13 protein-coding genes, 1 tRNA gene and 1 pseudogene are annotated in these 12,282 nt (G+C 55.0%); 1 reads left to right on the top strand and 14 read right to left on the bottom strand.

From position 1 onward, the window contains the following. Nucleotides 1-16: 16 nt before the first annotated feature. Together RB_RS25335 and infC are read right to left on the bottom strand one after the other, a co-directional pair. Complete coding sequence (locus tag RB_RS25335) at nucleotides 17-979, bottom strand: phosphoribosylaminoimidazolesuccinocarboxamide synthase (protein WP_164922494.1); 963 nt, start codon at nucleotides 977-979, stop codon at nucleotides 17-19. A gap of 192 nt (nucleotides 980-1,171) precedes the next feature. Beyond that, nucleotides 1,172-1,702 (bottom strand): translation initiation factor IF-3, encoded by a 531-nt coding sequence (infC, locus tag RB_RS25340; protein ID WP_007329878.1) that lies wholly within the window; start codon nucleotides 1,700-1,702, stop codon nucleotides 1,172-1,174. 519 nt (nucleotides 1,703-2,221) lie between these two features. Between infC and RB_RS25350 the strand changes: the two genes are divergently transcribed. After that, nucleotides 2,222-2,295: transfer RNA gene (locus tag RB_RS25350), tRNA-Val, on the top strand. Nucleotides 2,296-2,608: 313 nt separating this feature from the next. Here RB_RS25350 and RB_RS28415 read toward each other — a convergent pair. The 12 genes and pseudogenes from RB_RS28415 to RB_RS28275 all read right to left on the bottom strand — a co-directional run. After that, nucleotides 2,609-3,853, bottom strand: a pseudogene (locus tag RB_RS28415) (tyrosine-type recombinase/integrase); the annotation flags it as partial. Beyond that, entirely contained in the window at nucleotides 3,853-4,176 is a 324-nt protein-coding gene (locus RB_RS25360; protein WP_164922495.1) for a hypothetical protein, read from the bottom strand. The gene RB_RS25360 and the pseudogene RB_RS28415, both read right to left, overlap by 1 nt. 91 nt (nucleotides 4,177-4,267) lie before the next feature. Continuing rightward, on the bottom strand, nucleotides 4,268-4,918 hold the full coding sequence (locus RB_RS25365; RefSeq protein ID WP_011123618.1) for a helix-turn-helix domain-containing protein: 651 nt from the start codon (nucleotides 4,916-4,918) through the stop codon (nucleotides 4,268-4,270). A gap of 453 nt (nucleotides 4,919-5,371) precedes the next feature. Beyond that, nucleotides 5,372-5,704: an HTH domain-containing protein gene (locus tag RB_RS25370; RefSeq protein ID WP_011123621.1), complete on the bottom strand. Its 333-nt coding sequence runs from the start codon at nucleotides 5,702-5,704 to the stop codon at nucleotides 5,372-5,374. Beyond that, nucleotides 5,701-6,621, bottom strand: a complete 921-nt coding sequence (locus RB_RS25375) for a DnaB-like helicase C-terminal domain-containing protein (RefSeq protein WP_011123622.1) — start codon at nucleotides 6,619-6,621, stop codon at nucleotides 5,701-5,703. The genes RB_RS25370 and RB_RS25375 overlap by 4 nt, the downstream gene beginning before the upstream one ends. Next, nucleotides 6,618-7,586 (bottom strand): DNA primase small subunit domain-containing protein, encoded by a 969-nt coding sequence (locus RB_RS25380; RefSeq protein WP_011123623.1) that lies wholly within the window; start codon nucleotides 7,584-7,586, stop codon nucleotides 6,618-6,620. Before RB_RS25380 ends, RB_RS25375 begins: the two co-directional genes overlap by 4 nt. Continuing rightward, on the bottom strand, nucleotides 7,586-8,161 hold the full coding sequence (locus RB_RS25385) for a hypothetical protein (protein WP_011123624.1): 576 nt from the start codon (nucleotides 8,159-8,161) through the stop codon (nucleotides 7,586-7,588). The genes RB_RS25380 and RB_RS25385 overlap by 1 nt, the downstream gene beginning before the upstream one ends. Further along, a complete protein-coding gene (locus tag RB_RS25390; protein ID WP_164922496.1) occupies nucleotides 8,145-8,615 on the bottom strand; it encodes a hypothetical protein in 471 nt (156 codons plus the stop codon). The genes RB_RS25385 and RB_RS25390 overlap by 17 nt, the downstream gene beginning before the upstream one ends. After that, nucleotides 8,612-8,806, bottom strand: a complete 195-nt coding sequence (locus RB_RS28720; protein WP_390175325.1) for a helix-turn-helix domain-containing protein — start codon at nucleotides 8,804-8,806, stop codon at nucleotides 8,612-8,614. The genes RB_RS25390 and RB_RS28720 overlap by 4 nt, the downstream gene beginning before the upstream one ends. Nucleotides 8,807-9,035: 229 nt before the next feature. After that, nucleotides 9,036-10,334 (bottom strand): hypothetical protein, encoded by a 1,299-nt coding sequence (locus RB_RS25400; RefSeq protein WP_164922497.1) that lies wholly within the window; start codon nucleotides 10,332-10,334, stop codon nucleotides 9,036-9,038. 220 nt (nucleotides 10,335-10,554) lie between these two features. Next, a complete protein-coding gene (locus RB_RS25405) occupies nucleotides 10,555-11,070 on the bottom strand; it encodes a hypothetical protein (protein ID WP_011123628.1) in 516 nt (171 codons plus the stop codon). 701 nt (nucleotides 11,071-11,771) lie between these two features. After that, complete coding sequence (locus tag RB_RS28275) at nucleotides 11,772-12,200, bottom strand: hypothetical protein (protein WP_231845975.1); 429 nt, start codon at nucleotides 12,198-12,200, stop codon at nucleotides 11,772-11,774. Nucleotides 12,201-12,282 lie beyond the last annotated feature (82 nt).

A 12,282-nucleotide genomic window follows, 5' to 3' on the forward strand; every position in this document is an offset into this window, starting at 1 on the left:
ATCGCGATCAATGCGATCACGCGAAGGCTTTACCGACCAACCGCTCGTAGCCTTCTCGATAGCGATCCGCGGTTTGATGAGCGATCGATTCCGGCAGAGGTGGCGGAGGGCTGTTGCGGTCCCAGTCCGACTCTTGCAAATACTCTCGAACGAATTGCTTGTCGAAGGACCGTTGTGAGTGCCCCGGTTCGTATTCGTCCGCTGCCCAAAAACGAGAGCTGTCGGGCGTCAGCACTTCATCGATCAGCATCAGCTCACCATCAACGACACCAAACTCAAACTTGGTATCCGCGATCAACAAGCCACGCTCAGCCGCGATCTTCGACGCGTCTTGATAGATCGCCAAACTCATTCGCCGCAGTTGGCTCGACTGTTCTTCGCCAAGCGATTGACTCATGACTTCGTACGAGACGTTTTCGTCGTGCCCCTCCTCGGCTTTGGTTGCCGGAGTGAAAATCGCTTCGCTGAGTTGGTCGCATTGCTTCAGCCCCGCGGGCAACGAAACGCCGCAGACTTCACCGGTGGCTTGGTATTCCTTCCAACCGCTGCCTTCAAGGTAACCTCGAACAACGCATTCAAACGGAACGACCGAAGCTTTCCGAGTCACCATCACGCGACCTTCGAGCGGCTTTGGATCAACGACGGCGGCAACGTCTTCTGGGACGTCGGTGCTGATCAAATGATGGGAAATCGATCGCGGGTTGCTTGAACCGTCGCCGCCAGCCGAGCCAACGTTTTGGCCGATTCGCCCTGCATCCATTTGCTCAAACCAGAACCGGCTCATCGCGGTCAGCAAGCGTCCCTTGTCGGGGATGCCGGTGGGCAAAATGTAGTCGAACGCGCTAATCCGATCGCTGCTGACAATCAGCAGCCGGTCGCCCAAGTCGTACACATCGCGGACTTTACCTTGGCGGCGTGGAAACGGCAGTTGGGTGCTCAGCAATGCGCCGGCGGCATCAAATTGGTACGTGTCATTCATGCCGCAAATGGTCGCACACCGACCCGCGGTCGACAAGCATCACCCACTGCAGCTTCGCTTTCGGGTTCCATCCGTAGCGGATGTCGCCAAGACTTTCGGCAAGTCCAAACGTGCTTCCTGGGACCGCGCCAGCACCAGCCAACGCCGAACAGAATCGGCGTGGATAAAAGAGAAAGCGACCCGCGACCGAAGTTACTTCGGTGCGATCATGCAGATCATTCGTCGCCCGTGCTGTTGGGGCTTGGTTTCGACCTTGCCCACTTCGCTGAGGATCTCGATGACCTGTTCCATCACTTTGCGGCCTTCTTCGATGTGGGCCATTTCACGACCACGGAACAGCACGCTGACTTGGACCTTGTCTTTGTGTTCCAAGAACTTTTCAGCTTGGCGAACCTTGGTGCGAATGTCTTCGTCACCGGTCTTAGGTCGCAAACGGATTTCTTTGGTCTTGGTGTGAGACGAACCGCTGTTCTTTTTCTTGTTTTTGTCGTACTTGAATTTGCCGTAATCCATGATTCGGCAAACCGGCGGACGCTCTCCAGGGGCCACTTCGACCAAATCCAACCCTGCATCGCGAGCACGCTCGAGAGCCTGTTCGGTTGGGATGATTCCGAGTTGTTCCCCCTCTTCACTGACAACACGCACGGGCGTGATGCGGATTTGGGCGTTGATGCGAGTTGAATCGCGATTTTCCGGTTGTACGTTTCTGCGTGCCAATGCCACTAAAGCAATCTACTCCGGCCGGGGGGCGTTCCGGCGCAAGTGGAAATCAAATCGATGGAAACGAACGTGTTGCCATCGCAGCGGGCGGACGTGTCGTCCAGTCAAAAACCGCTTCCTAAACAATAGGATAGTCAGCCTGACTAGTGGGGAGGAATTCCTGAAATTCGCTCCAACCGCGTCAACCCCAATTTTCTGAAGTATCCGGGGGTGGGTCCGCAGCCGTCAACAGCGAATTGGTGAATTCTTTGCGTTTTCGCGGATCTGTGAGTGATTTGGATGCATTTCATGGGCGTCATGGGGCCCGGAACAGTCCGCGAGCTCGCAATCCGGTGGGGATCGAAAAATGCGTGATCGGGGTGGCTTGACGAACCGTCAGGGTCATCGCAAACTGTGCGACCGCTTTGGAAACGCCGGCACTGGATCTTGTCCCCCAGCCAGCCGATTTCCTACCAAAGCACCCGCAAATGAAGCGGAAACCCTCGGGTTGAACCCTGGATATCATCCAGACCAGACCCCGACGGGCGATTAGCTCAGTTGGTTAGAGCGCCACGTTGACATCGTGGAGGTCACAGATTCGAGTTCTGTATCGCCCACTCCCAAAAACCCCGCAATGCCTAGTGTTTTGTGGGGTTTTTTCGTGTTCGCATCGTTTTCAGCATCGTCGTCGGTTTGGTCAGAAAAGGACTCAGATTGACTATTTTTGCTGTCCTGGACTGAATTTGGTGCAAGCATTGGTGCAAGCTTTCGCGGCTTGGTTTCGTCGTCCGAATCCTCTGATTCGTTGGGAATAGCAGCCGAACGGAACATCGAGAGCGTCTCGATTGCTTCGGCTGTGTCGAGCAATCGTTCGTCGGTGTAGGTCCCCATCGTCAAGCGAATGTTGCTGTGCCGCATTGCGGCCTGTGCGATGCGAGGGGCAACGCCCGCTTTCGACAGGTGCGAGGCGAACGAATGTCGCAAGGCATGAACGTGAACCACGCAGCCGTCAGCGTCCTTCTTGGGGATGCCCGCCGCTTTCAAATCGCGGTCCATGATCCGCAGCAGGCCATCGGGAACAACGAACACTCGGTCGCCGGGTTGCTTGTCCGCAATCCACTCCCGCAGTTCCGTCACCAAATCAGACCGCAGCGGCAGCGTCGAACCTTTGCGGCTTTTCTCGTTCGAATGTCGCAGCCGGATGAACCCCAAATCACCCAGCGACAAATCGCGGCATTCGAGTGTTCGCAGTTCATTCAGTCGCAAACCCGTCAGGACGGCGGTTTTGTAAATCAACGCCCTTTCGTTCCCCAACGCAATCAGCTTTGCCTTTCGTTCGTCGGGAACCTTTGCCAGTAGCTTGCCTTTGTTCGGTCCGCGGTACACCGTCATCGCATGTTCCAGCGGTCGGCGTCGCGCCGCGTCCAGCAGCCGCGTCAGTTCGGCGTCGGTCAACGCCCGTGCTCGTCGTCGTCGTTCCGATTCTTCGTCCAGCTTTGCCATTCCATCGAACGGATTGGTCAGCAGACGCTTTTCACCGTTGAAATGCGTCTGCTTTCCGTTGACTCGTTTGCCGATGCACCAATTGCCGAATGCGAGCCAGGATTCACGATAGCCGTTGTAAACCGCGGCCCCCATCTTGCGTTCGCTGGTGCGTTGTTCGCCCAGCCAGCTTTCCAAGCGGTCGACCGACAAATCACGCAACGTTCTGAAATGGCAGGTTGCCGCGGTTTCGTTCAGCTTCGTGTCGTAGTGCTGGACGCGGTCGGGATGCGTTCCCTTGCGTCGTTGGTATTCCAAAAACGCCTCGATGTGGTCCGTGATCGGGACCGCAGCATGATCCGCGATGCGGTCCTGTTCAGGGGACAGAATGTTCGACTTGACGTGTTCGGCTCGTTTCAGCAAATCGGACAACACAGCGTTTGCTGCGTCCTTCTGCCGACATCCCGTCGCAACTTCGCAAACCATGCCTTCCCCGTCTCGGTACTTGGCCGTCCAGGTTGTCGCTTCGGCTTTGATGCGTTTGCCGTTTGCGGTCAGTTCCGCGGTTCGTTTCTTGCCGCGGCGGTCGGTCCATTGTGCGAATTGCTTGGATTCACCTTTCACCGTCCGAGCGATGATTTGTGCGCCGTCGGGAATTGGTTTCGTGTATTGCTTCTTGAAAAGCGTTGCCATTAAGAATTCCCTCCCATTGACGCTCGATCGAGCTCGCTGCGAGCTTGTTTGGCTTCCAAGACGGAGCTCAAAAGTTCGTTTGCAAGCTCAATCGCTTCGTCTAAGGAAACAGTAATCTTTCCGGAATGCTTTTTTTCAGAGCTGGTAACTTGATCCCATGTCAGACAGATTCGTATTTGATCGTGCTTAGCACTTCCCTTGCTTGGATTGCGTCTGGTTCCTCCGCTCATCGCAGGTAGCACAGTTATGTGACCACACTGCTCTTCTAGTGATTTTCCAAAAAATTCGTAATCGGCCGGCTCTTCTCTGCAAATCACAAACATGCCGAAGACTTCGTTTCTCACTGTCATCAAATGGCCCAGTTAATTTGATTATTGTTTCGTGATGTGGTAGCGATGTTTGAAAGCATGGCTTTCAGTCAGCAAGATTGCGTTGTCGCTTTATTGCCACCAGCTCGTTTACCTCTTGGTCGCTCCTACTAGTCTCTTCTTCGATGATTTTCACGACTTCAGGTTGCCGGTCGACGCTACAGTCAATCAGCATCGTGGCTGTGTAAAATGCGTCGATTTTGCTTCGTAGTGCGTCGCCCCCCTCACCTCTTGCAAGGACTTTGATTCCAACCGCTTTCAATTGCTTTTCAATCCGGTTTAATTCACCGGAGCGAACGGTGTCGTCAATCGCGTATGGGTTGTTGTTGTAGTAGAGGAGGCAGTCGACTTGCACGATGTGCCAAATTCCTCGACGACTGGAAAAATTGTTCTCGAAGGCGTCCTGTGCGTACCGGTCTGCCAGTGATTTGGCTTGCTTCTTGTTCATCTTGGTTCTCTTTTCAGTTGATTTTGCTGGCCTGCCTTTCTCAGGAGGCCGCGGAATAAGTGAAACATCGGTGGTTACGGAGACGCCCAGCACCTTCGCTAGGCGATCCAGCTTTTCCATCGTCAGGCTTCCGTCATTCATGAACCTGGACATCGCCGACTGGTTGATGCCAGCAGCTTTCGCAATGGCGGACGGCGATGTCTGCGACTGTTGAACAATTTCGCGGACTTGTTGGCTCAGAGGTTTCATGGGTCAATCAACATTGCATCGGTAAAGGTATGCGTCAAGTGAAAAGCAATCCGTTTTAGAATATGCTTTTTTGTGCCGTTCGTCGATAGCCGACAAACCCGCCGCATCTCGAACACGTCGTCCGGATCCACCCGTGCCGCGAACCGTCCTTCGAATCAATCCACGCAGAGCGGTCAGCGTGATTGCATCGCCGCTTGCGTTCGTCGGTGTCTCGTTGGAATTGCATCGTCGCTGGTTGCATCCAGAGCGATTGCAAATCGGTGGTGGTGGGTGCGTTCGTCATCGTGTCCGCCGTTCGTTGTTGGTTTGCCCCTGTCCAGCGGACCAAAAGGGGCAAACCCTTATGGTCCCTTTATGGGATAGAGGACATAGCTGTGTCCGCTTGTTTTGACCCGCAGCGTCCGGTTAATGCGGACATAGCTGTGACCGCAGCAACCGACCCGCAGCGTCCGGTTAGGGAAGTGACTCGAACCGAGCCTGTGACATCGGAAACACTCGATAGGACGATGGTCCCGAGCGAATCCCGCCGCGATGAACAACCAGCAGCAGCCCGATATCGCTCAGCCGTTTGATGGAACGACGAACGGTTCGTTCGCTGATTCCTGCTCGCTTGGCGATGTCGGTCTGACCTGTCTTGGCGACTCCGTTTCGGGTGTCGCGATACAGCACCATCCAAACCGCCAAATCAGGCCGCGTCAGTTCACGCAGTGAGAAGTCGACGAACGCATTCAACACCGCGAAGCGGTCAGCCGTTTGTCGCTTCGGCTTGCGTTGCTTCCGTGTCATTGGTCACCCCACAATCCTGCGATGGAATCACGCAGTCGTTGGTGTTCTTCTGACATCGGCGGCTCGGTCAGTTCGAACCGTTGCCGTGTTCGGTCGAACGTCAGTTCGATGTCGGTCGGCTTGCCGTAGCGTGATTTCAGTTGACGTAGTTCAACGTCCACCACGCCATCGTCTGCGTCATCGTCCGAGTTCTTCGCGGGAACAATCAAATAGGCATCGTCCGCGCCGTATTCGAGTTCGGATGACTCCCGAAACGATGCCAGCGACAAACCGTCGCCCGAGTAGCTGGAACGTCCTTTGGCATCCTTCGAACGCCCCACCGCAGACAACGCAATGACGCAGCACCCCGCATTGGCAAACCGACGAATCGAATCCATCGTCGCATCGACCGACCCTCGTTTGTCGTCATGCTTGCCGACAGGCCGAATCCGTTGGATGTAGTCCAACACGATCAAATCCGCGTCGATGGAATCCGCAGCGTCCGCCACGTTTTCGAGCGACATCGGCGAACGAACAAACACCAAACGGTCCGCGATGTCGTCCAGCGTGTCGAATGCATCCGACAAGCGTTCGCGCTGTCGGTCGTTCAACGTCCGGTCCTGAATGTCAGTCAATGAAACATCGCTCAGGCGGCTCAGTTGACGTTCTAACAGCCGTTCCGGTGGCATCTCGACATTCGCCACGCAAACCCGCAACGAATCGTCAGCAGACATCGCCGTGACCACGGACTGCATGACGAATGCCGTCTTTCCCATCCCAGGCGAACCGCCCAGCAATGCGACCATCCCAGGACCGAATCGGATGTGGTCCAACCCCTCGCCGATGTGGAATCGCCGCGGCGGTTTGCCGTGCAAGACATCATCGTGCCAGTCATCGAACAATCGGTCGCACCGGACAAATGGTTGTTGCCCCGTCATACCGCACCGCCTTTCGACAATGCGTTGTCGATTGCACGACGAACATCGGTTGGCGTCAGCCCGCTATCCAATGCCGCCTCGGTCAACAACGCATGAGCCAATCGCGATGGACAACCGAATTCGCCAAGATTGGCCGCGGCGGAATACAGCAACCGATGCCGGTCGCCTTGCTCCGCGCCGTCTTGGATGAATTCCAACGTCGAGCGGTTCAGTTCCGAACGGTCCGCCGCGATGACTTTCACCGCTTCGGCTTTGCGTTTCATCGCTGCGACCGCGGCGTGCCAGTCGTCAACCGCTCGTTGGTCGATGCCCGGTTCAGTTGGCAAATCGAATTCCAGCGGCTCAGCCGATGCCGTCACGATGGAGCTCGGTTTGCGATGCATCAATTCGTCGAATGTCAGGATGCGTTTGTGACGCCCTGTCTTGCCGTGTCGGCTGTTCGGTGCCCGAAGCGGTTGAACCTTGCCGTAGACGGACGGGTCAATGACGACACGAACCGAAGCGGTCAAACCTTCCGCCAACTTCCGAACAACCGAGCCGAATTCGATGGACGGTTCCACATCGAACAACGATGTCGGCAAACCAATGTGGAACCCTTTGGATCCCGAGAAGAACAGCAACAGTTCGGATTCGTCGATGCGATAGCGTTCGACCAGCATCATCGCCAGTCGCCGCGCATCCTGTGTTGCCGAATCAATGTCGCCTTCGCGGTCGATGTCGAACCAAATGAACCGCGACCAGCATCGGCCATCAAAACCGCGGACATCCAAGGTTCCCGCCGCGTCAATGCGACGGGTCAAAAATTCGTTGTCGTATTGGAAAGGCGATAGGAACCCTTCCGAATCAATTTGTGCCAGGTCATCGCAGGCCGCGTAGGCCGCGAACGCTCGGTCGTACTGGACGACTTTGCGTTCGAGGCTACACGGTCCGACAATGCGATACCCGAATGGCATCGCAGCGTTCACTATGCCGACTCCCTTTCGCTTTGGTCGTCGTCATCGTTCGCGGCATCGTCGAACAAATCATTCACCGTCGTGCCGCCATCGTCACCGTTCCCCGAATCACCCGCCGCGGCGGTCATCGGCTCGGAATTCGGCGCGAATGCGTCCGGTGTCGGTTGAATCACTTCCATGACATCGAACCGCCGCACCCGGTTGGATTCGTTGCCGTCGTCATCGCGGCGGATGCTCAGTTTGACGTTGCAACGGAACACCGCCGGCAACGGTCGTTCCAATTGTTGCAAGTCCGAGACGCCCAGCTTTTCTAAATCGCGTTTAGTGCGAGACATCGCCGCTTCGGTGAACCAGCATTCATGCCAGAACCGTGAACCAGCGTGGTCCCCTTCCGCGACTTCGAACGTCAGTCGATAACCTGGGGTCCCTTTCGTTCTCGATTCGATTGCATCGCCTTTCACGATGTCCGCGATGTACTCGCCTTTCGGCAAGCAATCAAAGTCCCCCGCCGCGGCGGTCGAATCCCAGGCCGATTTAATCGTGTCGAGCGAACCCTGTTCGCGTAGAATGTCAGACAGTTTGCCCATTGCTTGTTTCCCCTTGCTTTGTGGTTGACGTTTTCGATGCCGGTTCAGCCGTTGCCGCGGTTGAATCGGTTTTTTGATGGAATGAGAGCGACCGACGCAGCCGCTTCACTTTCAGAATGACCGCTTGGCGGTCGACAATTTCCCAGGTCCAAACCGAACCGCCTTTTCGCGATTTGCGGTCGCTGCGTTTGGCACCACACTGTCGAATCAATCCATCGCGGGACAATTCGCTGATCTTCGGTCCGAGCCACTTGCCGTCGCCGTCGTAGCGTTTGTTCCGGTCCCGAACGATGTCGTCGGTGGTGGCTTGGCCGCTTCGGCTTTTCAGCAGCACCGTCAGTAGCGCCAACTGTGCGGCGCGGTTGCGGTCGGCAATGCTCCGCATCTCAAAGGGGGAGCCAACAAAGAGAGAGCAAACCGACACTCCCGCATCAAATAGTTCTTGCTGAATCATGACCGTCGCCCCCTCGATGCAGAACCGAGATTGGGGCAACCTGCATTCAACCAGTGGTCAAAGTCAGCTCGAAGAATGCGGACCAATGACCCGAGCCGAATGGGGCGCGGAAGTTTTCCGCGGTCAATCAACCTTCGGACGTGTCGGGATGAACAACCGAGTTCATTCGCGACATCGTCGACCGACATCATCGCCCGTCGCTTGCCGTCCTGGATGGCGGAAGCGACCGTTTGAGAAGTGTTCACGTCTTACCTTTTGAAATGCGTGATTCTGTTCCATTCGTGTCCAAGGAACGTCCTTGGTGAACAGCAGAATCATGCCGTGTCCAAAAGCTTTGTGAAGCTTCTCACAGCATCTCACACGCCGATGTGAGACGCTGTTTGAAAATCGGTTTCGTTATATTGATAGAATTCGTTCTGCTTACTTCGAATTAAATTTCGAGAAAAAATCTTTCAAACTCTTGTTGTGAGATGCAGTGAGATAGAACCATTGTTCATTGATAAGCTTGAAAACGATTTCCGTTGAGCTTTTCGGCTTGTACCATCCCCGCTCATCTACCAGCATCTCCCCGAATAATTCGCCTTTCTTTTGATTGCCGCTTCTTAGTCGCCACGCTTTATTGGAGATGTCAAGGCCGTCCGCAGACTCGCTATCTTTGGCCCAGTCGCCTGGTCCGTAGTTGGATATAGCTTCGTCGTACTGCTGTATTCTCGGGACCTCTGTTTCCGGCGACTTTTGAACGCTTGTGGTGTTGTTTTCGCCAATTTGGTCAGCTGGGGCGGTTGGCTTTGAGAGCAGCGGCGTTGCTGTCGTGGGACTAATGAATTGCCAGTTCTTCGCAAAACGAATCCACCGTCTCAGTATTTGCGTAGCGTCTGCTGATCTTTTCTTTCGCGAATCAATGACAGTCCCATCTGCAAAACGTTTATAGAGAATTCCCTCAGATCCAGATGGGCTCGATAGGCCGTGGGCGTAGCTCGGTTCAGTCCATTCGAAGAACAGTAGGTATGTTGCGTCTTTGGCCCACCGTTCAGCCGCCGGTTTGCTAGATGCCAACTGACCAGACCAGAATTCTTCTGTGTTGTCATCTCTAACAAATTCGACAATCGAGAATGCGGGGCTTTCACCCCAGTTGAGCATTCGCTGTAACTCCGTGAGACGTTTTGCAAGTTGTCCAAGGCCTTTTGTCCAATCTTCAGTCTCGCACTCGTCTATTCGCTCAATCATCTCAGTAGCGACCACAACAAACTGTTGAACCAATGGGTCTGATGATGTAGGTGGTGCAGTTTGCTGGTCTTGCGGCTCACTGTTCGCGTTTGCATCGAGTTGTGACGCAATGTCGCGAAGTTTTCTGTCGTTGAACGCACTTATGGGAATGCCAAGCCGCTTGCATTCCCTCGCCCGCCATTGGGTCAAATTGCCGGAAGTGATTTGCTTCCCATCTGCTTCGAGTTCGAGTTGAATGCGATCAACGTACGGCCATGAGAGGTAGTCGCCTCGCAGCTTGCTAGCTATTTGTGATTCGTGGATTGCCCGTCGAGTCGCGTTTTCTGCAAAGCCGCGTCGGGTAGGCGTATCGGGATTTCGCTCTGCTTGTTCATATGCGGCCCTTGCCCGGTCCTCTCCTGCTTCGACTACTTTCGTTGCGAGCAGTAGGTCGGCGAAGGTGCGTTGTTCAAAGGGGACATCATGGCAGTTGTGAACGACTTCAAGACTCATTCTCGGTTTTCCTATCCGTTTGCCAGGCTGGTTCAACCGTGCCACGGGATAGGAATCGTGACATCGGCTGAACCAACAGCGGACGCTATCCGCTTGCCTGTCGATGAATCGCGGGACCAACCGCGACTTCGCGTTGTTGGGTGGTTAGTCCAACAGGCGAGATTTTGGCGTGTTTAGTGGGTTTGGCAATCCTTGTTTTACCCGTCGTCGGCGCAGTCAGTCACAACGGTGTCACCCAATCGGGATGGATCGGGGCTGGCACCACGACTTGATGCTTGTCGCTGGTTGGGTTCACTAACGCCGGAGCCACAAATAAGTCCTTCCAAAGATCAGCGGGTGCTGGGTATTTGGATCGAAAGAGACTTTTCTGCTGTTCTTCGTGCTCTTCCAGGTCAACTCCCAGCTCTATCGCTTGATGTTGCCATTCCACCAATGTCGAACGGGGGAATGTTGGATTTCCGATAATGTGGCACCAAACTGCACTGTCGAGCACAGCGAAAATTGCGTTCACAGGGAGGGTGATTTTGTACCCCAGTTCGTCCTGGTTTTTCTGTGTGGCAATGCGGTCATCTGGGTTGGTGTAGCACCAAATCACCTGCTGCATCCCCAGTTCGTGGCAGAGCTGTTGGACTGCCGGAATGTATGCTTGGTTGCCAATCTGATACTTCGATAGGGACAAGTTCACATTGTCCTTGCTGATATCGAATCCATTCGACTGCCAGGTCCAAAGTTCCATAGTTTGCTCAGTTGTGAGTCGTTGGAAAAATCATTTTGCTGCATGCTCAGCGTAATTTGGGCAACGATCGGTCGCCGGGAAACCAGCGTCAGAAAACAGCGGCCCCCCCCTGCATCCGATTGGTCGCTGAAACCTTGCATTTTGCCATGAAACGCGCACGCCTATGGAAGCGGCAGACGAACAGCATCGGCCGTAGTTTTCGTCCACCCCGCCCCACTAGGACCGGAACAGCGAAGGGAAGTCAGTTTTCAGGTTTTGTGATTAGAGAATGCTTGCGGACAAGCTACCCGCGGCGCAAATGCGTTCGGAAGGACCCGCGACCGCGCATCGACCCCCTGACCCCCGTAAACATCGACCGGACGGACTGTGTTCAACGGTCCCTGGGCTGAATTCTACCGCAATCGAATCGATACGCTCAGAGGGACCCAATGACGGCAGGGGGTGGTGGTGGTGCCTGTTTGCTCCGTGGCTGTGCGAGAATTCAGCAGCACAGCGGTCGATGCCTTCACAATTCATCCAGGGAAGGACCCGCAGCGGTGTCTGTCCAATCTGTTCCGCATCGCGGCGGTTCCCTTTGGCATCGCCGTGTCGGCTTGCACAAGTAGTACCTATGCCCTTTGGGTCCTTCCCAGCGTTCGTGGCTCAGCACCGCGATTCAGCAGCCCAGAGTGTCGAGAGAGAGTTCGTACGTTCCGCCTGTTTCATTGCCCCCGTTTGGCGACCGCTTCGGTTTGTTCATTCAGCACCGTCAGCAACCGTTCGACCGCATCCGGACCCAACGCACTAGCCACGGCATCGACCAACACCGAAGCGACCGAACGATCGTCGCACTTTTCAATTTGGTGCAAGCATTGGTGCAAGCGTTCCGCATCGCCGCGTTTCGCTATGGTTTTTTGGGGTTTCTTCGCAACGTGCTCGGACGTTGACATCGTGGAGGTCACAGATTCGAGTTCTGTATCGCCCACTCCCAAGAACCCCGTTAAAACTAGTGTTTTGCGGGGTTTTTTCGTGTCCGCGTCGTTTTCAGCGTCGTCGTCGGTTTGGTCAGAAAGGGACTCAGAAGGACTCAAATTGCTTTCCTGGACTGAATTGGGTGCAACCGTTGGTGCAACCGCTGAGCCGCGGGACATCGAAGGCGTCTTGTTCGTTGGTTGTGAAATTGTCGTCGGATTTGGAAGAGGCCGAGTACGCGAACGGCTTTGATGACGCGGC

It is taken from the genome of Rhodopirellula baltica SH 1 (assembly GCF_000196115.1).
GTDB lineage: Bacteria > Planctomycetota > Planctomycetia > Pirellulales > Pirellulaceae > Rhodopirellula > Rhodopirellula baltica.

Excerpts from the sequence above, each read along its gene's own strand:
- RB_RS25335 (WP_164922494.1), bottom strand. The coding sequence starts at position 979 with ATGAATGACACGTACCAATTTGATGCCGCCGGCGCATTGCTGAGCACC.
- RB_RS25360 (WP_164922495.1), bottom strand. The coding sequence starts at position 4,176 with ATGTTTGTGATTTGCAGAGAAGAGCCGGCCGATTACGAATTTTTTGGA.
- RB_RS25365 (WP_011123618.1), bottom strand. The coding sequence starts at position 4,918 with ATGAAACCTCTGAGCCAACAAGTCCGCGAAATTGTTCAACAGTCGCAG.
- RB_RS25370 (WP_011123621.1), bottom strand. The coding sequence starts at position 5,704 with ATGACACGGAAGCAACGCAAGCCGAAGCGACAAACGGCTGACCGCTTC.
- RB_RS25375 (WP_011123622.1), bottom strand. The coding sequence starts at position 6,621 with ATGACGGGGCAACAACCATTTGTCCGGTGCGACCGATTGTTCGATGAC.
- RB_RS25385 (WP_011123624.1), bottom strand. The coding sequence starts at position 8,161 with ATGGGCAAACTGTCTGACATTCTACGCGAACAGGGTTCGCTCGACACG.
- RB_RS25390 (WP_164922496.1), bottom strand. The coding sequence starts at position 8,615 with ATGATTCAGCAAGAACTATTTGATGCGGGAGTGTCGGTTTGCTCTCTC.
- RB_RS28720 (WP_390175325.1), bottom strand. The coding sequence starts at position 8,806 with ATGATGTCGGTCGACGATGTCGCGAATGAACTCGGTTGTTCATCCCGA.
- RB_RS25400 (WP_164922497.1), bottom strand. The coding sequence starts at position 10,334 with ATGAGTCTTGAAGTCGTTCACAACTGCCATGATGTCCCCTTTGAACAA.
- RB_RS25405 (WP_011123628.1), bottom strand. The coding sequence starts at position 11,070 with ATGGAACTTTGGACCTGGCAGTCGAATGGATTCGATATCAGCAAGGAC.
- RB_RS28275 (WP_231845975.1), bottom strand. The coding sequence starts at position 12,200 with ATGTCCCGCGGCTCAGCGGTTGCACCAACGGTTGCACCCAATTCAGTC.